Here is a 22,389-nt window from a genome sequence, read left to right on the forward strand (position 1 = left end):
CTCCGCACAGTTGAGTAGGGCTGTAAAAGCTGATGAAATCAGCGTAGTAGAGCCCACTCAACCACTGCGTCTTGCTCGACAATCCAAAAACAATTGAGAGGCTAGGACTTTTGTCCCAGCCTCTTTTCTCACAGCGGAAAGTTTCATTACATGATGTATTTGAATGATCCTAATTGTTTATATCATTATAATTTTTTAATAGCACCTAGGTTTTCTTATGTAAAAACAGGCTGTCTATAGTCTATGTAGAACAGAAAGAATTATTTTGTTCTATTCAAAAAATTCAGAATATTACGGAAAATTCTTGACATTGCTTTTTCCCTATGCTAGAATACTAGACAAGACATTGAACAAAGGAGAAAGTCAAACATGAAAACAGCTAAGTTTATTCAATTTGCTTTGTTGTTGAGGTATAAGGGCTAGTGCAGAAGCATTAGTCCTGTTTGGCTTACCAAGCGGGCAAAAACATCTCGCTTGGTTAACCGAGTGAGATGTTTTTCTTTATATCCACTACATAGAAATGAGGAGACCCTATGCGTAAAGTTGAATTTTTAGATACCAGCCTTCGGGATGGTGAACAGACTCCAGGAGTTAATTTCTCTATCAAAGAAAAGATTGCCATTGCCAAGCAATTGGAAAAATGGGGCATTTCTGCTATTGAAGCAGGTTTTCCTGCAGCTAGTCCTGATTCCTTCACAGCTGTGCAGGAGATTGCAAAAGTCTTGACCAAGACAGCCGTGACAGGTTTGGCCCGTTCTGTCAAATCAGATATTGATGCTTGTTATGAAGCCTTGAAGGATGCTAAGTATCCACAAATTCACGTCTTTATCGCAACCAGTCCGATTCACCGGGAGTTTAAACTCAACAAGACCAAGGAAGAAATTCTTGAAGCCATCAAAGAGCACGTTTCTTACGCTCGCTCAAAATTTGAGATTGTGGAATTCTCGCCAGAAGATGCGACACGGACCGAATTGGATTTCCTCTTGCAAGTCGTACAGACTGCAGTCGATGCTGGTGCTAGCTACATCAATATTCCTGATACAGTCGGTTTCACGACACCAGCAGAGTACGGAGCTATTTTCAAATACTTGATCGACCATGTCAAGACAGATCGCGAGATTATCTATTCGCCTCATTGCCATGATGACCTAGGTATGGCGGTGGCCAATAGCCTCGCTGCTGTTAAAAATGGTGCCCGTCGTGTCGAAGGAACCATTAATGGAATCGGTGAACGGGCCGGCAATGCGGCACTTGAAGAAGTAGCGGTCGCTCTTAATATTCGCGAAGACTATTTCCAAGTGGAAAGTCCGATTGTCCTAAATGAAACCATCAACACTTCTGAGTTGGTTTCTCGTTACTCTGGTATTCCAATTCCTAAAAACAAGGCGGTTGTTGGTGGCAATGCCTTCTCACACGAGTCTGGGATTCACCAAGATGGGGTCCTTAAAAATCCACTTACTTATGAAATCATCACACCTGAGTTGGTGGGAGTTAAGAGCAACAGCCTTCCGCTTGGTAAATTGTCTGGTCGCCATGCCTTTGTCGAAAAACTGCATGAGTTGGGACTGGATTTCACAGAAGAAGATATCAAGCCATTGTTTGCGAAGTTCAAATCTCTGGCAGACAAGAAACACGAGATCACTGATGCCGATATCCGCGCCCTTGTTGCCGGTACAGCAGTGGAAAATCCAGAAGGATTCCAATTTAACGATCTCCGCTTGACAACCAATGCAGACGAAACGATTACAGCAGCGGTTAGCCTCAGCAATGAAGAAGGGGAAGTACTTGAGTTCATTGCCAATGGTCAAGGGTCGGTTGAAGCCATCTTTAATGCGATTGATAAATTCTTCAACCAAACTGTTCGCTTGACATCTTATAATATCGATGCAGTGACAGATGGGATCGATGCCCAAGCCCGTGTCTTGGTATCCGTGGAAAATGTCGATACAGATACGATTTTCAATGCCTCTGGTTTGGACTTCGACGTATTGAAAGCCTCTGCCATCGCTTATATCAATGCCAACACGCTGGTTCAAAAAGAGAATGCGGGTGAGATGGGACGAGCTGTCTCCTACCGTGATCTTCCACAAGCCTAAGAGGAAATAAACATGACAAAGAAAATTGTAACACTTGCAGGAGATGGGATTGGCCCTGAGATCATGGCAGCTGGACTAGAGGTCCTCGCAGCCGTTGCTCCCAAAATTGGCTTTGATTATAGTCTAGAAGACAAACCTTTTGGGGGTGCTGGGATTGATGCCGCTGGCCACCCACTTCCCCAAGATACTCTAAAAGCAGCTAAAGGAGCGGATGCTATTCTTCTCGCAGCCATCGGGAGTCCTGAGTATGACAATGCTCCTGTTCGTCCAGAACAAGGCCTGCTCGCTATTCGCAAGGAATTAAATCTCTTTGCCAATATTCGTCCTGTACGGATTTTTGACGCCTTGAAACACTTGTCTCCTTTGAAACCAGAGCGTATCGAGGGGGTCGACTTCGTGGTCGTGCGTGAATTGACAGGTGGGATTTATTTTGGAGAGCATATCTTGAAAGAAGATACAGCGCGTGATATCAATGATTACAGTGCAGAAGAAATCCGTCGGATTATGCGCCAAGCCTTCAAGATCGCGCAAGGACGTGGTAAGAAAGTGACCAGTATCGATAAGCAAAATGTCCTTGCAACTTCTAAATTGTGGCGCCTAGTGGCAGAAGAAGTTGCCAAAGAATTTCCAGATGTGACCTTAGAGCACCAGCTTGTCGATAGTGCATCCATGATCATGATTACCAATCCAGCCCGCTTTGATGTTGTAGTGACAGAGAATCTATTCGGAGATATCTTATCTGACGAATCCAGCGTCCTTCCTGGAACACTAGGCGTGATGCCGTCTGCCAGTCATTCTGACCAAGGACCAAGTATGTACGAACCGATTCATGGTTCAGCACCGGATATTGCTGGTCAAGGCATTGCCAATCCGATTTCCATGATCCTGTCTGTCGCTATGATGCTCCGAGACAGTTTTGGAGAAACAGCAGGTGCAGAAATGATCGAAGAAGCCGTCAATCAAACCTTGAATCAAGGAATCTTGACACGGGATCTAGGTGGACAGGCTTCTACTGCAGAGATGACTGCAGCCATTATTGGGAATCTCTAAGATGACTTGGAGAGATCGCTGTTTAGTTGTTATTGCTATTTGGAATAGTATCGTATTTCTGACCTATGGTTTAGATAAACGAAAAGCTATCCAAAAGAGGTGGCGGATTCCTGAAAAGGTCCTGTTACTCGAGAGCTGGCTGCTTGGTGGATTCGGAGCTCTACTAGGTGGATATCTCTTTCACCACAAGGTGCGGAAATGGTATTTTCAAGCTACTTGGTGGGGCAGTAGCCTTCTTTTAGCAGGTGCCCTCTTTCGAATCCTTCAATGGATTTCCTAACAAGAAGATAAATGGAGAAAGACGATGAGTGGAAAATCTATCTTTGATAAACTTTGGGACCGCCACGTGATTACAGGAGTGGAAGGGCAACCCCAACTCATGTATGTGGACCAACACTATATCCACGAAGTGACGAGTCCGCAAGCCTTTCAAGGATTACGGGATGCAGGACGCAAGGTCCGACGACCTGATTTAACCTTTGGAACCTTTGATCATAATGTTCCAACGGTCAATATTTTTGATATTCGAGATGTGATTTCAAAAGCCCAGATTGATAAATTAGCTGAGAATGTGGTGGACTTTGGGATTGATCATGCTGCCCATGGTTCTGCTAAGCAAGGAATCGTTCATATGGTGGGCCCTGAAACCGGTCGGACCCAGCCTGGAAAATTTATTGTCTGTGGAGACAGCCATACCGCAACTCACGGAGCCTTTGGTGCCATTGCCTTTGGGATTGGAACCAGTGAAGTGGAGCATGTCTTTGCCACCCAAACCATTTGGCAAGTCAAACCAAAGAAGATGTTGGTCGAATTCACCGGAACCCCACAAAAAGGGATCTATTCAAAGGATTACATCCTAGCTTTGATAGCGCGCTACGGTGTTGCTTGCGGAGTTGGCTATGTCGTAGAGTATCGAGGAGAAGCGATTGATCGCTTGACCATGGAAGAACGCATGACCATCTGTAACATGTCTATCGAGTTTGGGTCCAAAATGGGGATCATGAATCCAGATGAGACGACCTTTGACTACCTCCGGGGACGCGAATGTGTGCCAGATGATTTTGAGGCCGCAGTAGCTGATTGGAAGACTCTGGTTAGTGATGACGATGCTGTTTATGATAGGGTCATCCGAATGGATGTATCTGATCTTGCTCCGATGGTGACTTGGGGAACCAACCCTTCTATGGGAGTGGACTTCGAGACTCCTTTTCCAGAGATTCGAGACATGAATGATGAACGGGCTTATCATTATATGGATCTCGAACCTGGCCAAAAACCAGCAGACATTGAATTAGGCTATATCTTTATCGGTTCTTGTACCAATGCGCGTCTCAGCGATTTGGAGTTGGCAGCCAAGTTTGTGAAAGGCAAAAAAATTGCGCCCAACTTAACTGCTATTGTGGTACCTGGCTCTCGTCCGGTTAAGCAAGCCGCCGAAAAATTAGGCTTAGACAAGATCTTTATGGATGCTGGCTTTGAATGGCGTGATCCAGGATGCTCCATGTGTCTAGGAATGAACCCAGACAAGGTTCCAGATGGGGTCCACTGTGCCTCTACTAGCAACCGGAACTTTGAAGACCGCCAAGGATTTGGGGCTAAAACCCATCTCTGTAGCCCAGCAATGGCTGCTGCAGCAGCAATCGCCGGTCGCTTTGTCGATGTGCGCCAAATGCCAGAAGTCTTGTAAAAGGAGGAAGCATGGAGAAATTTACCATTTATACGGGAACTACGGTTCCTTTGATGAACGATAATATTGATACCGACCAAATCCTCCCCAAGCAATTCTTAAAGTTGATTGATAAAAAAGGCTTTGGGAAATACCTCATGTATGCTTGGCGCTATTTGGATGACCAGTATACTGAGGATCCAGATTTTATCTTTAACAAGCCAGAATACCGCAAGGCGACCATTTTGATCACTGGTGACAATTTTGGGGCTGGTTCCTCTCGGGAGCACGCGGCCTGGGCTTTAGCCGATTATGGCTTTAAAGTCGTTATCGCCGGATCCTTCGGAGATATCCATTACAATAATGAGCTCAATAATGGCATGCTGCCGATTGTCCAACCGCTAGAGGTTCGTCAAAAATTGGCAAGTTTGAAGCCGACAGATCCAGTGACGGTAGATTTGGAAGAGCAGAAGATCATCTCGCCTGTAGGAGAGTTTCGCTTTGAGATCGATCAAGATTGGAAGCACAAATTGCTCAACGGGTTGGATGATATCGGGATTACACTTCAGTATGAAGACTTGATCGCAGCTTATGAGAAGAACAGGCCAGCTTACTGGCAATGATAAAATTGTATATCGAATTACGAATTTTCTGAAAATATATTGAATTTGAGACTATTTTTTGATACAATACTAAAAAGAATAGAAAAGGAAAGAGACTTATGACAAAACACATTCAATGGGACGGACAACTTTCACAAGAAGGATTTGATATTCTTAAAGGAGAAGGGGGCTGTATCGTCTGCCCTACTAAAGTTGGCTACATCATCATGACCAGTGACAAGTCTGGCTTGGAACGTAAATTCGAAGCCAAAGAACGTAACCGCAACAAACCAGGTGTGGTTCTTTGCGGAAGCATGGATGAACTTCGTGCCCTTGCGCAATTGAATCCTGAAATTGAAGCCTTCTACCAAAAACATTGGGATGAAGATATCTTGCTTGGTTGTATCCTTCCTTGGCGTGAAGATGCCTATGCAAAATTGCAAGCCTTCGGAGATGGACGTGAAGAACTCATGACAGACGTTCGTGGAACTTCATGCTTTGTCATTAAATTTGGTAAAGCTGGTGAGCAAATTGCCAAAGAAATGTGGGAAAAAGAAGGCAAGATGGTTTACGCTTCTTCAGCCAACCCTTCCGGTAAAGGAAACCGCGGGAAGGTCGAAGGAATTGGTGAGCGCATCGAAGGTGCCGTGGACTTGGTTATCGAAGCCGATGATTATGTAGCTTCTATCCAACCAGACAAGACCATTGAAACTCGCTATGAACAAGGTGTGATGGTCTCTATGGTTGATGCGGAAGGAAAATTGATACCAGAACAAGGAGCAGGTAGCCGTTCTGTCAATACTTGTCCAGTTGTGATCCGTAAAGGATTGGATATCGATAAGATCATGATGCACTTATCTGATCATTTCAACTCTTGGAACTACCGCCAAGGGGAATACTATTAAGAAACAGAAAACAGCATTCCATTTGGGATGCTGTTTTTGTGAAAGGATAAAAGATGGTATCATAGAGTTAAACGATGTTCCGAACAGGGAAGAAGCAGAGACTTGTAGCCCAATCAAAAAAACTAGAGCGCATACTCTAGTTTTTTGGTTGTTGATGGGTGATGTTCTTTCCCCAAGGGATGAGATTTTCTTTTTTCTCTTTGATCCGTTGGATATTATCCTTGTGACGAAGAATGATCAAGGTCGCTAAGGCCAAGACAATGACTGTAAAAAGAGGATCATAGCTGTGCAAGATCCATCCAGTCAAAGGAAGAAGGAGGACCGATAAAATGGCGAGTAGCGCAACAGTAACACTCGAAAACGAAATCATACTGGTTAAATACAGGCTGGCTACAAAATAAACAGCTAAAATGAGTAGCAGGATAGGCGAGAAACCAAGTAAGACACCAGCACTCGTCGCCACCGCTTTTCCACCTTTGAATCCAGCAAAAATGGGGAAAGTGTGTCCCAAAACAGCTAAGAGACCAAAGACCATCGGCGAGATCCCCTGAATTCCAAAGAAAGCCGGAAGGAGAACGGCCAAAGTTCCTTTCAAGAAATCAATTGCAAAGACAATGATCCCAGCTTTCTTTCCTAAAATCCGAAAGGTATTGGTCGTTCCTGTATTACCCGAGCCATGTTCCCGTAAATTAATATGGAAAAAGATTTTCCCAATCCATAATCCCGAAGGAATGGAGCCCAACAGATAGGCTAAGATTAAAACACTTATTTCTTTTATCATACTCTCATTATATCAAAAAGCCATCAATAGAAAAAGCAATTTTTGGAGTTCAAGTGTGACATCTGAAGAAAGTGTCCAGCCAACATTTTGTACTGGGATGTAGAAATCTCCATATAGAGAGAAAAAATTTTGCAAAATTTCCTAAAAAACTGTAATATAGAAAAGATGAACAAACAGGAGGTTCCTTGTGGCAAAAAAGGAAATCAATATTAATAATTATAATGACGATGCCATTCAGGTACTAGAAGGGTTGGATGCAGTCCGTAAACGTCCAGGGATGTATATCGGATCGACCGACGGAAATGGCTTGCATCACATGGTCTGGGAGATCGTGGATAATGCGGTCGATGAAGCCTTGTCTGGCTTTGGATCACAAATCGATGTCACGATTAATAAAGATGGCTCTCTATCGGTAGAAGACCAGGGACGTGGAATGCCGACCGGGATGCATGCTATGGGTAAACCAACCGTTGAGGTGATCTTTACGGTCCTCCACGCCGGAGGGAAGTTTGGTCAAGGAGGCTATAAGACATCTGGAGGTCTTCACGGAGTGGGATCTTCTGTTGTCAATGCCCTTTCTAGCTGGCTAGAGGTAGAAATTACGCGTGATGGAGCTGTCTACAAGCAACGTTTTGAAGATGGGGGAAAACCAGTTACAACTCTCGAAAAGATCGGCTCTGCTCCCAAGTCAAAGACAGGGACCAAGGTCACCTTCATGCCGGATCCAACCATCTTTTCAACGACGGATTTCAAATTTAATACCATTGCTGAGCGAATCAAAGAATCAGCCTTCTTGCTGAAGGACGTGACGCTGACGCTGACCGATCTCCGTAAGGAAGAAGACAACCATGTGGCCTTTCATTATGAAAATGGTGTCCAAGATTTCGTAGAGTACTTGAACGAAGACAAGGAAACTTTGACACCGGTTCTCTACTTTAGTGGCGAATCAGATGGTTTTCAGGTAGAAGTGGCCATGCAATACAATGATGGCTACTCAGATAATATCTTGTCCTTCGTTAATAATGTCCGCACCAAAGATGGGGGAACCCATGAGACGGGTCTGAAGACAGCCATTACCAAGGCTATGAATGACTATGCAAGAAAGACGGGTCTTCTCAAAGAAAAAGACAAGAACCTAGAGGGATCAGACTATCGTGAAGGTTTGTCTGCTGTTCTTTCGATCTTGGTTCCAGAAGCTCATTTGCAGTTTGAAGGACAAACCAAAGACAAATTAGGAAGCCCCTTGGCTCGTCCAGTAGTAGATAGCATTGTTTCTGATAAATTGACCTTCTTCCTCATGGAAAATGGGGAGTTGGCTTCTAATCTGATTCGTAAGGCTATTAAAGCCCGGGATGCGCGTGAAGCCGCTCGAAAAGCGCGGGATGAAAGTCGAAATGGCAAGAAGAGCAAAAAGGACAAGGGACTTTTGTCTGGTAAATTGACACCTGCCCAGTCTAAGAATCCTAAGAAAAACGAACTCTATCTAGTCGAAGGAGACTCAGCTGGCGGTTCTGCTAAACAAGGACGGGACCGGAAGTTCCAAGCGATTCTTCCACTTCGTGGGAAGGTTCTTAATACTGAGAAGGCCAATATGAGTGATATCCTCAAGAACGAGGAAATCAACACCATGATCTACACCATCGGTGCTGGAGTTGGGGCAGATTTCTCAGTGGAAGATGCCAACTACGATAAGATCATTATCATGACCGATGCGGATACGGATGGTGCCCACATTCAAACCTTGCTCCTCACTTTCTTCTATCGCTATATGCGCCCCTTGGTAGAAGCTGGACATGTCTACATTGCGCTTCCTCCTCTTTATAAGATGTCGAAAGGCAAAGGCAAGAAAGAAGAAGTAGCCTATGCTTGGACAGATAGTGAATTAGAAGAGTTGCGTCGGACCTTTGGCCGTGGAGCAACTCTGCAACGTTACAAAGGATTGGGGGAAATGAATGCGGATCAGCTTTGGGAAACCACCATGAATCCAGAAACTCGTACCCTGATCCGTGTCACCATTGATGATCTAGCGCGTGCAGAACGCCGTGTCTCCGTCCTAATGGGCGATAAGGCTGCACCACGTCGTCAATGGATTGAAGATAACGTTAAGTTTACGCTGGAAGAAAATACAGTATTTTAATCACTTTCTACTATAAAATAAATAAGCTGGGATGTAGAAATGGTAAGGAATTGACATGAGAACTGATACAGAAATGATGAATCTGATTTTGCAAATAGCTGATACTCTGGAAGTAGAAGCGATTGCTTTATCCGGATCCCGAACGAATCCTCAGGCAACCAAAGACGAGTTTCAAGATTACGATGTAGTCTATATAGTTGATGATCTGGAAGAACTGATTTCAGATTTATCCTGGTTGGATCAGTTCGGAAATCGACTCATCGAACAGCACAACCGACTGGGACACCGTCGTCTGTATCTCATGCTCTTTGAAGATGGGAATCGTATTGATTTAACCCTCTGCCCCAAGGAGTATATCCAAGAGTGGGTGGACAGCGAAGCAAATTTTGAAGTTATAAAAGACGACAATGGCTTGTTTGAAGCCTATCAGTCTATTCCCAAGCGCTATTGGACCGCTCCGCCTACTGAAGAGAAATTTGCAGCATCCTGCAATGAATTTTGGTGGGTATCAGCTTATGTTGTCAAGGCCATTCGAAGAAATCAGCTTATCTATGCGACCGACCACCTCTATGGCATTTGTCAGCAAGAACTTCTCAAGGTCTTAGCTTGGCAGGTGACAAGCGATAGAGGAGCAGTTGATATCGGAAAGAACTACAAGTACCTCTTCCAGTATCTACCAGCTGAGCAAGAGAAGGAGTTCTCAGCTTTGCTTGATTTATCCAGTTTCGATAAAATCACTCAGTCTTTATTTTCCACCATGAAGGGATTCGATCGAGAAGCTCAAATTCTGGCCCAAAAGATGGGATTTACTTACGATAAGGAAGTAGCTGAGAAAATGATTTCTTATGCTAAAGAGAAACTTTCTAATCATTAATTTAATCTATTTTAAACTACAGAAAGGATCCTTTGGTTACTTGGTGTGACTGAATTCCTTTTTCTAAAAAATCTACTCAACATTCTTTGAAAGGAGTTTCACACGCCCTAAGTGCTGTGTGAAACTCTTGATCCATCATTTAATAACGTATTTAAAACTACAGAAAGGATAGTTTAGTTACTTGTAGTAACTGAACACGGGACTAATTTCCTAGGAAAAAAGATAAATCGATTCGGGTTCATCGAAACCTGCATCGATTTCCTCGTTTTTCTACAGCCGTTACCAATTCGAAAAATTACGGATGTGGATGCCCTAGGGTACTACAGAAATTTTCGGCATGCCGAATCGTCCCTTTGTATCTTATATGAGTAATATTCAAAATATGTCCCTAGAGGACATCATGGGGGAGCGCTTTGGTCGCTACTCCAAATACATTATTCAAGAGCGGGCTCTTCCTGATATTCGGGATGGCTTGAAACCTGTACAACGGCGGATCCTTTATTCTATGAATAAGGATGGCAATACCCATGACAAAGGCTATCGCAAGTCTGCCAAGTCTGTCGGTAATATCATGGGGAATTTCCACCCTCACGGGGATAGTTCCATCTATGATGCCATGGTTCGCATGTCTCAGGACTGGAAGAACCGTGAGATCCTTGTGGAAATGCACGGAAACAATGGTTCCATGGACGGTGATCCACCAGCAGCCATGCGTTATACCGAAGCACGTTTGTCTGAAATTGCGGGTTATCTTTTGCAAGATATCGAAAAGAACACAGTGCCATTTGCCTGGAACTTTGACGATACAGAAAAAGAGCCAACTGTTTTGCCTGCCGCTTTTCCAAATCTCTTAGTCAATGGGGCAACAGGGATTTCAGCTGGTTATGCGACAGATATTCCGCCACACAACCTTGCTGAAGTCATCGATGCCGTGGTCTACATGATCGACCATCCATCTGCCAAGGTAAACAAGCTCATGGAGTTTCTGCCTGGGCCTGATTTCCCAACGGGTGCCATTATCCAAGGACGGGATGAGATCAAGAAAGCCTATGAAACTGGTAAGGGCCGGGTGGTTGTCCGCTCTAAAACCGAGATCGAGCAGCTCAAAGGCGGTAAGCAGCAAATCGTTGTCACCGAGATTCCTTATGAGATCAACAAAGCTGTCTTAGTCAAGAAAATTGATGATGTTCGTGTAAACAACAAGGTAGCTGGCATTGCAGAAGTTCGGGATGAATCTGACCGAGATGGTCTTCGTATTGCCATTGAGTTGAAAAAAGATGCCAATACAGATTTGATCTTGAACTACTTGTTCAAGTATACAGACTTGCAGGTCAACTACAACTTCAATATGGTGGCGATTGACAATTATACCCCTCGTCAAGTGGGGATTGTACCGATTCTCTCTAACTACATTGCACACCGTCGAGATATCATTGTCGCTCGTTCTCGCTTTGATAAGGAAAAGGCAGAACGACGGCTCCACATCGTAGAGGGCTTGATCCGCGTCATTTCCATCCTCGATGAAGTCATCGCCTTGATCCGTGCTTCTGATAACAAGGCAGATGCCAAAGAAAACCTCAAGGTCAGCTACGATTTCACGGAAGAACAAGCAGAAGCTATCGTCACCTTGCAATTGTACCGCTTGACCAATACAGATATCGTCACCTTGGAAGAAGAGCATGCCAGTCTCAAGGAGCAAATCGCGACCTTGGCAGCCATCATTGGGGATGAACGGACCATGTTCAACCTCATGAAGAAGGAATTGCGTGAAGTCAAGAAGCTCTTTGGAAATCCGCGTCTCAGTGAATTGCAAGACACTGCTAAAACGATCGAGATTGATACAGCCAGTCTCATTGTTGAAGAGGAAACCTTCGTCAGTGTAACCCGTGCAGGTTACATTAAACGGACCTCGCCTCGTTCTTTCAATGCCTCAACACTGGAAGAAGTCGGTAAGCGAGACGATGACGAGTTGATTTTCGTAGAGCCTGCTAAGACCACTCAGCATCTCTTACTCTTTACCAACTTGGGGAATGCCATTTATCGACCAATTCATGAATTGACAGATACCAAGTGGAAGGATATCGGAGAGCACCTCAGTCAGACATTGACCAATTTTGAGCAAGAGGAAGAAATTCTCTTTGCGGAGATTGTGGATCAGTTTGAGGGAGTAACCTACTTTGCGGCAACTCAACAAGGACAAATCAAGCGCTTTGAACGCAAGGAATTGAGCCCATGGCGGACTTATCGTTCTAAATCGACTAAGTACGCTAAGCTAAAAGACCAAGACGACCGTATCGTAGCTGTTGCGCCAGTTGTTCTTGAAGACATCATGATCACTACTAAAAATGGTTACGGGTTGCGCTTCAATATTGAAGAGGTCCCTGTAGTAGGAGCTAAAGCAGCAGGGGTTAAAGCGATTAACCTCAAAGACGGAGATCAAGTTGCTGCCGCCTTTAAGTCGACAACTCCAAGCATGTACATTCTGACTCAACGAGGCAGTCTCAAACGGATGTTACAAGACGATATTCCTGTGACCAGTCGGGCTAAACGTGGCCTTCAGGTCTTGCGTGAGTTGAAAAACAAACCACACCGCGTCTTCAAGGCAGGTCCAGTTTTCACGGACCAGAGAGATTTTGATCTCTTTACGAGCCAAGAAGAAGTGGCAGAACAAGATCAAATCCTTCAGATCACTTCCACAACAGGTCAGGTGACAGAAGTTGATTTGACACAATTAAGCATTTCTGAAAGAACAAGCAATGGTTCCTTTGTCAACGATACCATTTCGGATCAAGAAGTTTTTTCAGCTACTATCAAATAAGAGAAAGCATCGGTCCATTCTAGGACTGACTTTCTTTAAAAATAAATTTTCTGAAAATTGAAAATTTCGCTTGAAATTCTCATGAAATGGTGTACAATAGTGTACATAGATTGAGAAACTGAATCGACCTGCATCAGATCGACAAGGAATAGAAAAAATTAAAAGGAGCACTATCATGACAGTATCACTCGATTGGGAAAACCTTGGCTTTTCATATATGAAATTACCTTATCGCTATTTGGCACATTATCGCAATGGAGCTTGGGAAAAAGGGGAATTGACAGAAGATGCGACCTTGCATTTGTCCGAATCTTCTCCAAGTTTGCATTACGGTCAGCAGGCCTTTGAAGGCTTAAAAGCCTACCGTACAAAAGATGGAAGCGTCCAATTGTTCCGTCCAGATCAAAACGCTAAACGTTTGCAACGTACAGCTGATCGGTTGCTGATGCCTCAAGTACCTGTTGATATGTTTGTGGATGCTTGTAAGGCAGTGGTAAAAGCCAATGAAGAGTATGTTCCACCATATGGTACTGGAGCCACCCTTTACCTTCGTCCACTTTTGATTGGGGTTGGTGATATTATTGGTGTGCATCCAGCAGATGAATATATCTTTACTATTTTTGCCATGCCTGTCGGTAACTACTTTAAAGGTGGTTTGCTCCCAACGAACTTCTTGATTCAAGATGAGTACGACCGTGCTGCTCCACATGGTACTGGGGCTGCAAAAGTTGGAGGGAACTACGCAGCTAGTATGTTGCCAGGTAAGATTGCCCATGATCGTAACTTCTCTGACGTGATTTACCTTGATCCAGCGACGCACACCAAGATTGAAGAAGTTGGTTCTGCAAACTTCTTTGGAATTACTGCTAATGATGAATTTGTGACGCCATTGAGCCCTTCTATCTTGCCATCGATCACCAAGTATTCTTTACTTTACTTGGCAGAACACCGTCTTGGTATGACACCAATTGAAGGGGATGTCTTTATCAATGACTTGGATCGCTTTGTAGAAGCAGGAGCTTGTGGTACCGCAGCTGTCATCTCTCCAATCGGAGGTGTTCAACACGGGGATGACTTCCATGTCTTCTATTCTGAAACAGAAGTAGGTCCTATCACACGGAAGCTTTATGACGAGTTGACCGGTATCCAATTTGGTGATGTCGAAGCGCCAGAAGGATGGATTGTCAAAGTCGATTAAACCGAAAGAGTCTGAAACAAAAGTGTCCAGGCTTCAATGAGAAACAGCCTTAACGAAGGACGCAGTAGCTAATGTTACTCTTCATTCGCTTTTAGGAATGGAAGGGTGACGAATGACTCTTGCGGGGGTGGGAGAAAGAAGGAATTTCTAACTAAATTCTTTCTGACCCACTCCCTTTTCTCTTGCGTCATCAAGAGAATTTTTGTAAAATAGAAAAAGTGAAAAGAGGGTTGAAATGAGTAAAAAAGATAAGAAAATTGAGATTCAAATCGTTGATAGTAAAGTAACCGTCGGAAAAGACACTTTTGATGGATTCACTTTGTCCATTGGAAAGAAAACGATTGGTGAAATTGCAGACATGGCAGGTCAGTTTGCCATTATCAAAAATGGAAATGTGGATTCACTTTACAAAAAACTTGAAAAAGCCGTTGAAATTTTAATAGAAAATTATAATTTGAATAAATAAGGGCTTGCAATCATAGTAAATCAATGGTATAATAGATCCTGTTGATTTATATGGAGAGATAGCGAAGAGGCTAAACGCGGCGGACTGTAAATCCGCTCCTTCGGGTTCGGGGGTTCGAATCCCTCTCTCTCCATTAGCGTTCATTGTGACGATGATAAAGTGACTAATGTCAGCGCTCTTTTTGGGGTATAGCCAAGCGGTAAGGCAAGGGACTTTGACTCCCTCATGCGTTGGTTCGAATCCAGCTACCCCAGTTCTTAGGTAATATCAGATAAGTGATAAAATATCTATCCAGGTATTTTATTTCTTTATAGGATGAGTCGTTAAAGATTGTAGTTGATCTCATTGCGAGTGCTTGCTTAGGAAAAATAATTATAAGTATGTCAAGTTTTAGAAAACTTGATTGTTGGAGGATTTTTTAGATGAATGAATTTGAAGATTTGCTAAACAGTGTTAGCCAAGTTGAACCAGGTGACGTTGTTACTGCTGAAGTATTGACAGTTGACGCGAACCAAGCTAACGTTGCAATCTCTGGAACTGGTGTCGAAGGTGTATTGACTCTTCGCGAATTGACAAACGATCGTGATGCTGACATCAACGACTTGGTAAAACCAGGTGAAACACTTGAATTGCTTGTTCTTCGTCAAGTAGTTGGTAAAGATACTGATACAGTAACTTACCTTGTATCTAAAAAACGTTTGGAAGCTCGCAAAGCATGGGACAAATTGGTCGGACGTGAAGAAGAAGTTGTTACTGTTAAAGGAACTCGCGCTGTTAAGGGCGGACTTTCAGTAGAATTTGAAGGACTTCGTGGATTTATTCCAGCTTCAATGCTTGATACTCGTTTTGTACGTAACACTGAACGTTTCGTAGGTCAAGAATTTGATGCTAAAATCAAAGAAGTAGATCCAAAAGAAAACCGCTTTATCCTTTCACGTCGTGAAGTTGTTGAAGCTGCGTCAGCTGCAGCACGCGCAGAAGTATTTGGTAAATTGAACGTTGGTGATATCGTAACTGGTAAAGTTGCACGTATCACAAGCTTCGGTGCTTTCATCGACCTTGGTGGTGTTGATGGATTGGTTCACTTGACAGAATTGTCACACGAACGCAACGTATCACCTAAATCAGTTGTAACTGTTGGTGAAGAAATCCAAGTGAAAGTTCTTGATTTGAACGAAGAAGAAGGTCGTGTATCACTTTCATTGAAAGCTACAACACCTGGACCATGGGATGGCGTTGAACAAAAATTGGCTGCTGGTGATGTCATCGAAGGAACTGTTAAACGTTTGACTGACTTCGGTGCATTCGTTGAAGTATTGCCAGGTATCGACGGTCTTGTACACATCTCACAAATTTCACACAAACGTGTTGAAAATCCAAAAGATGTTCTTAAAGTTGGACAAGAAGTAACTGTTAAAGTTCTTGAAGTAAATGCTGCAGATGAACGTGTATCACTTTCTATCAAAGCTCTTGAAGAACGTCCAGCTCAAGAAGAAGGCGAAAAACAAGAAAAACGTCAATCTCGTCCACGTCGTCCAAAACAAGAAAAACGTGACTTTGATCTTCCAGAAACTCAAACTGGATTCTCAATGGCTGACTTGTTTGGCGATATCGAATTGTAATATTCAAAAGAGGCTGGGACAAAAGTCCTAGCCTCTCAATTATTTTTGGATTGTCGAGCAAGACGCAGTGGTTGAGTGGACTCTACTACGCTGATTTCATCAGCTTTTACAGCTCTACTCAACTGTGCGGAGGTGGGGCGACGAAATCAAATTCTAACGAATTACCGATTTCTGTCCCACTCTCTTTTTTACTTGTAAAATTTTTGAAAATTTGATATACTATAATAGTTGCCACCCTTAGTGTAATGGATATCACGTAAGATTCCGGTTCTTGAGATGGGGGTTCGATTCCCTCAGGGTGGAAAGAAGAAAAGGTTGAGAAGTCTCTCAGCCTTTTTTATTTTATGTTCATAGCTCAAAAAAAGACTCTCAAATTTGAGAGTCTTTTCTAATTGAATTAGTTGATAGATGCTTCTTGGAATTCAGGGTTTTTCCATGCTTCATCAATGATTGCTTGCAATTCATCAGCAGAAGCTTTCATTTTTTGTTGTTCCGCATCGTTCAATGGGATGTTCACTGGACGAACAATACCGTGTGCACCTACGATGGCAGGTTGACCGATAAAGACGTTGCTAACACCATATTGACCTTCTTGGAATACAGAAAGTGGAAGTACTGCATTTTCATCATCAAGGATTGCTTTAGTGATACGAGCAAGGGCAACAGCGATACCGTAGTATGTAGCACCTTTTTTGTTGATGATAGTGTAAGCAGCGTCACGAACACCTTCGAACAATTCGATCAATTCAGTTTCTTGAACGTTTTGAGTGTCCTTAAGGAATTCTTCAAGGTTTACACCAGCGATGTTAGCGTGTGACCATACAGCGAATTCTGAGTCACCGTGTTCACCCATGATGTAGGCGTGTACTGAACGAGCGTCCACATCCAATTTTTCAGCCAAAGCTTGACGGAAACGAGCTGAGTCAAGAGAAGTACCAGAACCGATAACACGTTCTTTAGGGAATCCAGAGAATTTCCATGTAGAGTATGTCAATACGTCAACTGGGTTAGCAGCTACAAGGAAGATACCGTTAAATCCAGATTTCACAACTTCTGTAACGATTGATTTGTTGATCGCAAGGTTTTTACCAACAAGGTCAAGGCGTGTTTCACCTGGTTTTTGAGGAGCACCTGCAGTAATCACAACAAGGTCAGCGTCTGCACAGTCAGCGTACTCAGCCGCATAAATCTTCTTAGGTGAAGTGAAGGCAAGGGCGTGGCTAAGGTCAAGCGCATCTCCGACAGCTTTTTCGTGCAATTGAGGAATTTCGATAATTCCAAGCTCTTGTGCAATTCCTTGGTTGACAAGTGCAAATGCATAAGATGAACCTACGGCACCGTCACCGACAAGGATAACTTTTTTGTGTTGTTTAGTCAAATTCATGAGTCTAAACGTCTCCTTCATATTTTTTTGAGATAGATTCTCATACGTCTTCATTCTACCACTTTTGAAAGTCTTTGTCATCTGATACAGTATGAATCCTTGATGTAAACGTTTTTACATTTGTACTCCTTAGAGGAAAAATAGGCTAAAATGTGTTATAATAGTATGGTGAATTAAGTAAAGAGAGGCATTTTTTGAATGCAGGATAAGAATCTAATTGATGTGAATTTAACATCAGAAATGAAGACGAGTTTTATCGATTATGCCATGAGTGTTATCGTTGCTCGTGCCCTCCCTGATGTTCGTGATGGTTTGAAACCTGTTCACCGGCGTATTTTGTACGGAATGAATGAATTGGGTGTTACACCAGATAAACCACATAAGAAATCAGCCCGTATCACAGGGGATGTTATGGGTAAATACCACCCACACGGGGATTCCTCTATTTATGAAGCCATGGTTCGGATGGCGCAATGGTGGAGTTATCGCTACATGTTAGTGGATGGTCATGGAAACTTTGGTTCTATGGACGGTGATGGCGCCGCTGCACAACGGTATACAGAAGCCCGTATGAGTAAGATTGCTCTTGAAATGTTGCGGGATATCAATAAAAATACAGTTGATTTTGTAGATAACTATGATGCCAGTGAGCGCGAACCTTTGGTCTTACCTGCACGTTTTCCTAACCTTCTCGTCAATGGTGCTACTGGGATTGCCGTTGGGATGGCTACAAATATTCCTCCACATAATCTGGGAGAAACCATTGACGCGGTGAAGTTGATGATGGATAATCCTGAGGTAACGACCCGTGAACTTATGGAAGTTCTTCCAGGTCCAGATTTTCCGACAGGTGCTTTGGTCATGGGGAAATCAGGTATCCACAAAGCCTATGAAACAGGAAAAGGGTCGATCGTGCTTCGTTCTCGTACAGAGATTGAAGTGACCAAGAGTGGCCGTGAACGGATTGTTGTCACTGAGTTCCCTTATATGGTCAATAAAACCAAGGTTCACGAGCACATCGTTCGCTTGGTGCAAGAAAAACGGATTGAAGGGATTACAGCTGTACGTGATGAGTCAAACCGTGAAGGGGTTCGTTTTGTGATTGAGGTCCGCCGAGATGCTTCGGCTAACGTTATTTTGAACAACCTCTTTAAGATGACACAAATGCAAACCAATTTTGGATTCAATATGTTGGCGATCCAAAATGGTGTTCCAAAGATTCTTTCTCTTCGTCAAATTTTAGGTGCTTATATCGAGCACCAGAAAGAAGTGGTGACTCGCCGGACTATCTTTGATAAAGAAAAAGCCGAAGCACGTGCCCATATTTTAGAAGGTTTGCTCATCGCTTTGGATCACATCGATGAAGTGATCCGGATCATCCGCAATAGCCAGACAGACGCTGAAGCACAAGCTGAATTGATGGCTAAATTCAAGCTCTCTGAACGTCAAAGCCAAGCCATTTTGGACATGCGTCTTCGTCGTTTGACCGGTTTGGAACGAGACAAGATCCAAAGTGAATACGATGATTTGGTTGCCTTGATTGCTGATTTGGCTGATATTTTAGCGAAACCAGAACGTGTGGCTACCATCATCAAGGAAGAATTGGAAGAAGTCAAACGCAAGTTTGGCGATGCTCGTCGAACTGAGTTGATGGTTGGAGAAGTCCTTTCTCTTGAAGATGAGGACCTGATTGAAGAAACAGATGTCTTGATCACCCTTTCTAACAAAGGCTACATCAAACGTCTGGACCAAGCGGAATTTACTGCTCAAAAGCGTGGTGGACGTGGCGTTCAAGGAACAGGTGTCAAAGATGATGACTTTGTCCGTGAACTGGTCTCTACGAGCACCCATGATCATTTGCTCTTCTTTACCAATAAGGGGCGTGTCTATCGTCTGAAAGGTTATGAGATTCCAGAATATGGTCGGACAGCTAAAGGATTACCAATCGTCAACCTCTTAAAATTGGACGAAGGTGAATCGATTCAAACCATTATCAATGTGGAGCAAGATCGCAGTGACGAAGCATATCTCTTCTTTACGACGCGACAAGGTTTAGTCAAACGGACCAATGTAGCTGAATTTTCAAATATCCGTCAGAATGGTCTCAAGGCTCTGAATCTACGTGATGAGGATGAATTGATCAATGTCTTCCTTACAGATGGCAATGCTGACGTCATTATCGGTACCAAGTATGGTTATTCTGTCCGCTTTAATGAGGCTGTAGTCCGCAATATGGGACGTTCTGCCACAGGTGTACGTGGTGTGAATCTCCGTGAAGGAGACAAGGTTGTTGGGGCTAGTGTCGTTACGGATCAAGATGAAGTATTGATCATCACTGAAAAAGGGTATGGTAAGCGTACAATGGCTAGCGAATACCCAACCAAAGGCCGTGGCGGTAAAGGAATCAAGACAGCCAATATTACAGAGAAAAATGGTCCCTTAGCTGGTCTTTTAACCGTTAAAGGGGATGAAGATCTGATGATCATTACCGATACCGGAGTTATGATCCGGACAGGTGTGGCTAACATTTCTCAAACGGGTCGTTCAACTCAGGGTGTGAAAGTCATGAGGTTGGATCAGGATGCGAAAATTGTGACCTTTACAACTGTCCAGCCCGATGAAAAAGATGAAGAAGTAGTGGAAGAAAACGAATAGATAAGGGGACAGCATGTCACGCAAAAGAAAAAAGAAAAAGAGTTTACGCAATACTCTTATCAACATCGTTGCAACACTTTTGATTATTCTCTCGCTTCTCTTAATTTTCAATGCTCCGATCCGTAATATGATTATGGTTTGGCATACCAACCAATACCAGGTTAGCAAGGTCGATAAAAAAACCATTGACAAGAATAAAGAAGTGAAGACGAGCTTTGATTTCCAACATGTTCAGTCACTCTCGACGGAAGCCGTCATCAATGCCCAATGGCAAGCTCAAAAGCTACCAGTAATTGGAGGAATTTCGATTCCTGAATTAAACATGAACCTTCCGATCTTTAAGGGGCTTGAAAATGTTGCCCTCTACTACGGAGCAGGGACCATGAAGGAAAACCAAGTCATGGGGCAAGGCAATTATTCTCTTGCCAGTCACCACGTATTTGGCCTAACTGGAGCAAATGCCATGTTATTCTCACCTTTAGAGAAAGCCAAGGCGGGAATGAAGATCTACATCACGGACAAAGAAAAAATCTATACTTATGTCATCTCGTCAGTTGAGACAGTGACTCCAGATCGTGTAGATGTTATACAAGATCGTGAAGGTGTCAATGAGATCACTTTAGTGACCTGTGAGGATGCTGCAGCGACTTACCGTACGATTGTAAAAGGGAATTTGGAAACCTCTGTTGACTATGACAAGGCTCCAAAAGACATTCTGGATTCATTCAGCAAGTCTTATAATCAAATGCAACTTTAAGAAAATAAAGCCCATAGCAGAGATGCCAGGGCTTTTTCTATGTAGGAAGCGAAGCTAGGAGAAATTCTTGTAAAATTGTAAGAGATTGGTAGTATAATGTAAGGAACTTGTCATAATATTGAGGGAAAATCAGTATATAATAGATGAGAAAGAGTATGATAAGGAGGTAGAATAGTGACGAAAGAGCGAATTTATCATCTCTTGCATCATTTCTACAATCTCTTAGTAAATGATTTTCCACGAAATGGTTTAATTACGAAAGGAATTTACGAAGTAGAGCAGGTCTACCAAGCTTTAGAGGCCATTCCTCAGAGTCAGGAGTACTTGATCCGCTGTGAAATTCAACAGTTTTTAAAGGAGCTTGAACAAGTTCAAACAGGTTACCAGATCCGCTTTAATAAAGATGAAGTCTTAGTGTTAGATGATTTGAAGGAAGAAATCGCCTATAAATAATGAAAGGTCGTCATTTTCTCCATTTATTACGAATTAATAAGTGAGGAGGAAATTATGTACGACATATCATTTATTGAACCATCTTTGCTTCCTAGGGAACGCCTGGTTTCTGAAGGAGTGGATAAGCTGAGTCATCAAGAATTATTATCCATTCTCTTACGGACAGGCAATAAGCAAAAAAGCGTTTATGAGATTGCACAAGGTCTTTTGAGCTCGGTTAATAGTTTAAAGGAGTTAAGTCAATTAACTCTAGAGGAGCTACAGGAAATCTCAGGCATTGGCCGGGTGAAGGCCATCGAACTTCAGGCTGTGATTGAGTTTGGACGAAGGATTCATAAAGATGAATTAATGAGTTCTGAACAGATCATGAGCAGCCAGAAATTGGCCCATAAAATTCAACAGGAAATCGGCCATAAGAAACAGGAGCACCTAGTTGCCCTCTATTTAAATACGCAGAATGAAATTATTCATCAACAGACTATTTTTATTGGAACAGTGAATCGAAGTATTGCGGAGCCGCGTGAAATTCTGCATTATGCATTGAAGCACATGGCAACCTCCATTATCTTAGCTCATAATCATCCATCTGGTGCCGTGTTTCCCAGTAAAAATGATGATGAAGTAACGCATCGAGTCTTAGAGGCCTGTGAAGTGATGGGCTTAACCCTATTAGATCACTTGATTGTATCTGAAGAAAACTACTATAGTTACCGTGAAGAAACCGATTATTTGGTATAAAAAAGAGAGTGGGACAGAAATCGGTAATTCGTTAGAATTCGATTTCGTCGTCCCACCTCCGCATAGTTGAGTAGGGCTGTAAAAGCTGATGAAATCAGCGTAGTAGAGCCCACTCAACCACTGCGTCTTGCTCGACAATCCAAAAATAATTGAGAGGCTAGGACTTTTGTCCCAGCCTCTTTTTGTT

Annotated in this window: 18 protein-coding genes and 3 tRNA genes; 19 read left to right on the forward strand and 2 right to left on the reverse strand. The window is 43.1% G+C overall.

What is annotated here, in order from left to right:
• The first annotated feature begins 533 nt into the window (after positions 1 to 533).
• The 6 genes from PCY07_RS09460 (at position 534) to PCY07_RS09485 (ending at position 6,319) form a co-directional block, all read left to right on the forward strand.
• Positions 534 to 2,096, forward strand: a complete 1,563-nt coding sequence (locus tag PCY07_RS09460; protein WP_301356579.1) for a 2-isopropylmalate synthase — start codon at positions 534 to 536, stop codon at positions 2,094 to 2,096.
• Between the two features lie 12 nt (positions 2,097 to 2,108).
• Positions 2,109 to 3,146 carry a 3-isopropylmalate dehydrogenase gene (leuB, locus tag PCY07_RS09465; RefSeq protein WP_061604652.1) on the forward strand — a complete coding sequence of 346 codons (1,038 nt, stop codon included), beginning with the start codon at positions 2,109 to 2,111 and terminating at the stop codon, positions 3,144 to 3,146.
• 1 nt (position 3,147) lies between these two features.
• Positions 3,148 to 3,426 (forward strand): DUF1294 domain-containing protein, encoded by a 279-nt coding sequence (locus PCY07_RS09470; RefSeq protein WP_049488629.1) that lies wholly within the window; start codon positions 3,148 to 3,150, stop codon positions 3,424 to 3,426.
• Between the two features lie 24 nt (positions 3,427 to 3,450).
• Positions 3,451 to 4,833, forward strand: a complete 1,383-nt coding sequence (gene leuC, locus PCY07_RS09475; protein ID WP_049488627.1) for a 3-isopropylmalate dehydratase large subunit — start codon at positions 3,451 to 3,453, stop codon at positions 4,831 to 4,833.
• A gap of 11 nt (positions 4,834 to 4,844) precedes the next feature.
• Positions 4,845 to 5,435: a 3-isopropylmalate dehydratase small subunit gene (gene leuD, locus PCY07_RS09480; RefSeq protein ID WP_003003580.1), complete on the forward strand. Its 591-nt coding sequence runs from the start codon at positions 4,845 to 4,847 to the stop codon at positions 5,433 to 5,435.
• A 98-nt stretch (positions 5,436 to 5,533) separates the two neighbouring features.
• On the forward strand, positions 5,534 to 6,319 hold the full coding sequence (locus PCY07_RS09485) for an L-threonylcarbamoyladenylate synthase (RefSeq protein ID WP_061604651.1): 786 nt from the start codon (positions 5,534 to 5,536) through the stop codon (positions 6,317 to 6,319).
• A gap of 136 nt (positions 6,320 to 6,455) precedes the next feature.
• On the opposite strand, the gene plsY is transcribed toward PCY07_RS09485, so the two are convergent.
• A complete protein-coding gene (gene plsY / locus PCY07_RS09490) occupies positions 6,456 to 7,100 on the reverse strand; it encodes a glycerol-3-phosphate 1-O-acyltransferase PlsY (RefSeq protein ID WP_195228063.1) in 645 nt (214 codons plus the stop codon).
• Between the two features lie 187 nt (positions 7,101 to 7,287).
• Between plsY and parE the strand changes: the two genes are divergently transcribed.
• The 9 genes from parE to PCY07_RS09535 all read left to right on the forward strand — a co-directional run bounded on the left by parE (position 7,288) and on the right by PCY07_RS09535 (position 16,518).
• Positions 7,288 to 9,237 carry a DNA topoisomerase IV subunit B gene (gene parE, locus PCY07_RS09495; RefSeq protein ID WP_003007156.1) on the forward strand — a complete coding sequence of 650 codons (1,950 nt, stop codon included), beginning with the start codon at positions 7,288 to 7,290 and terminating at the stop codon, positions 9,235 to 9,237.
• Positions 9,238 to 9,292: 55 nt separating this feature from the next.
• A complete protein-coding gene (locus PCY07_RS09500) occupies positions 9,293 to 10,111 on the forward strand; it encodes an aminoglycoside 6-adenylyltransferase (RefSeq protein ID WP_301356576.1) in 819 nt (272 codons plus the stop codon).
• A gap of 364 nt (positions 10,112 to 10,475) precedes the next feature.
• On the forward strand, positions 10,476 to 12,929 hold the full coding sequence (gene parC / locus PCY07_RS09505) for a DNA topoisomerase IV subunit A (RefSeq protein WP_301356575.1): 2,454 nt from the start codon (positions 10,476 to 10,478) through the stop codon (positions 12,927 to 12,929).
• A gap of 175 nt (positions 12,930 to 13,104) precedes the next feature.
• Positions 13,105 to 14,127: a branched-chain amino acid aminotransferase gene (locus tag PCY07_RS09510; protein WP_301356573.1), complete on the forward strand. Its 1,023-nt coding sequence runs from the start codon at positions 13,105 to 13,107 to the stop codon at positions 14,125 to 14,127.
• 235 nt (positions 14,128 to 14,362) lie between these two features.
• Positions 14,363 to 14,593 carry a DUF2969 domain-containing protein gene (locus tag PCY07_RS09515; protein ID WP_003003589.1) on the forward strand — a complete coding sequence of 77 codons (231 nt, stop codon included), beginning with the start codon at positions 14,363 to 14,365 and terminating at the stop codon, positions 14,591 to 14,593.
• 52 nt (positions 14,594 to 14,645) lie between these two features.
• Positions 14,646 to 14,726: transfer RNA gene (locus PCY07_RS09520), tRNA-Tyr, on the forward strand.
• A 49-nt stretch (positions 14,727 to 14,775) separates the two neighbouring features.
• Positions 14,776 to 14,847, forward strand: a tRNA-Gln gene (locus PCY07_RS09525).
• Positions 14,848 to 15,015: 168 nt separating this feature from the next.
• Entirely contained in the window at positions 15,016 to 16,215 is a 1,200-nt protein-coding gene (gene rpsA / locus PCY07_RS09530) for a 30S ribosomal protein S1 (RefSeq protein ID WP_003019229.1), read from the forward strand.
• Positions 16,216 to 16,446: 231 nt separating this feature from the next.
• Positions 16,447 to 16,518 (forward strand) — tRNA-Arg (locus tag PCY07_RS09535).
• A 94-nt stretch (positions 16,519 to 16,612) separates the two neighbouring features.
• Here the strand turns inward: PCY07_RS09535 and PCY07_RS09540 are convergent.
• Positions 16,613 to 17,599, reverse strand: coding sequence for an L-lactate dehydrogenase (locus tag PCY07_RS09540; RefSeq protein ID WP_003014794.1), 987 nt, complete (start codon positions 17,597 to 17,599; stop codon positions 16,613 to 16,615).
• Positions 17,600 to 17,797: 198 nt separating this feature from the next.
• Between PCY07_RS09540 and gyrA the strand changes: the two genes are divergently transcribed.
• The 4 genes from gyrA (at position 17,798) to radC (ending at position 22,202) form a co-directional block, all read left to right on the forward strand.
• Positions 17,798 to 20,254, forward strand: coding sequence for a DNA gyrase subunit A (gene gyrA, locus PCY07_RS09545; RefSeq protein ID WP_195228107.1), 2,457 nt, complete (start codon positions 17,798 to 17,800; stop codon positions 20,252 to 20,254).
• 13 nt (positions 20,255 to 20,267) lie between these two features.
• The gene (locus PCY07_RS09550) at positions 20,268 to 21,011 is read left to right on the forward strand and encodes a class A sortase (protein ID WP_014713268.1); all 744 of its coding nucleotides are present in this window, start codon (positions 20,268 to 20,270) and stop codon (positions 21,009 to 21,011) included.
• A gap of 174 nt (positions 21,012 to 21,185) precedes the next feature.
• Complete coding sequence (locus tag PCY07_RS09555; RefSeq protein ID WP_301356571.1) at positions 21,186 to 21,464, forward strand: porphobilinogen deaminase; 279 nt, start codon at positions 21,186 to 21,188, stop codon at positions 21,462 to 21,464.
• Between the two features lie 54 nt (positions 21,465 to 21,518).
• Complete coding sequence (gene radC / locus PCY07_RS09560) at positions 21,519 to 22,202, forward strand: DNA repair protein RadC (protein WP_003011667.1); 684 nt, start codon at positions 21,519 to 21,521, stop codon at positions 22,200 to 22,202.
• Positions 22,203 to 22,389 lie beyond the last annotated feature (187 nt).

Source organism: Streptococcus sp. SP1 (assembly GCF_030440005.1).
Taxonomy (GTDB): Bacteria; Bacillota; Bacilli; order Lactobacillales; family Streptococcaceae; genus Streptococcus; species Streptococcus parasanguinis.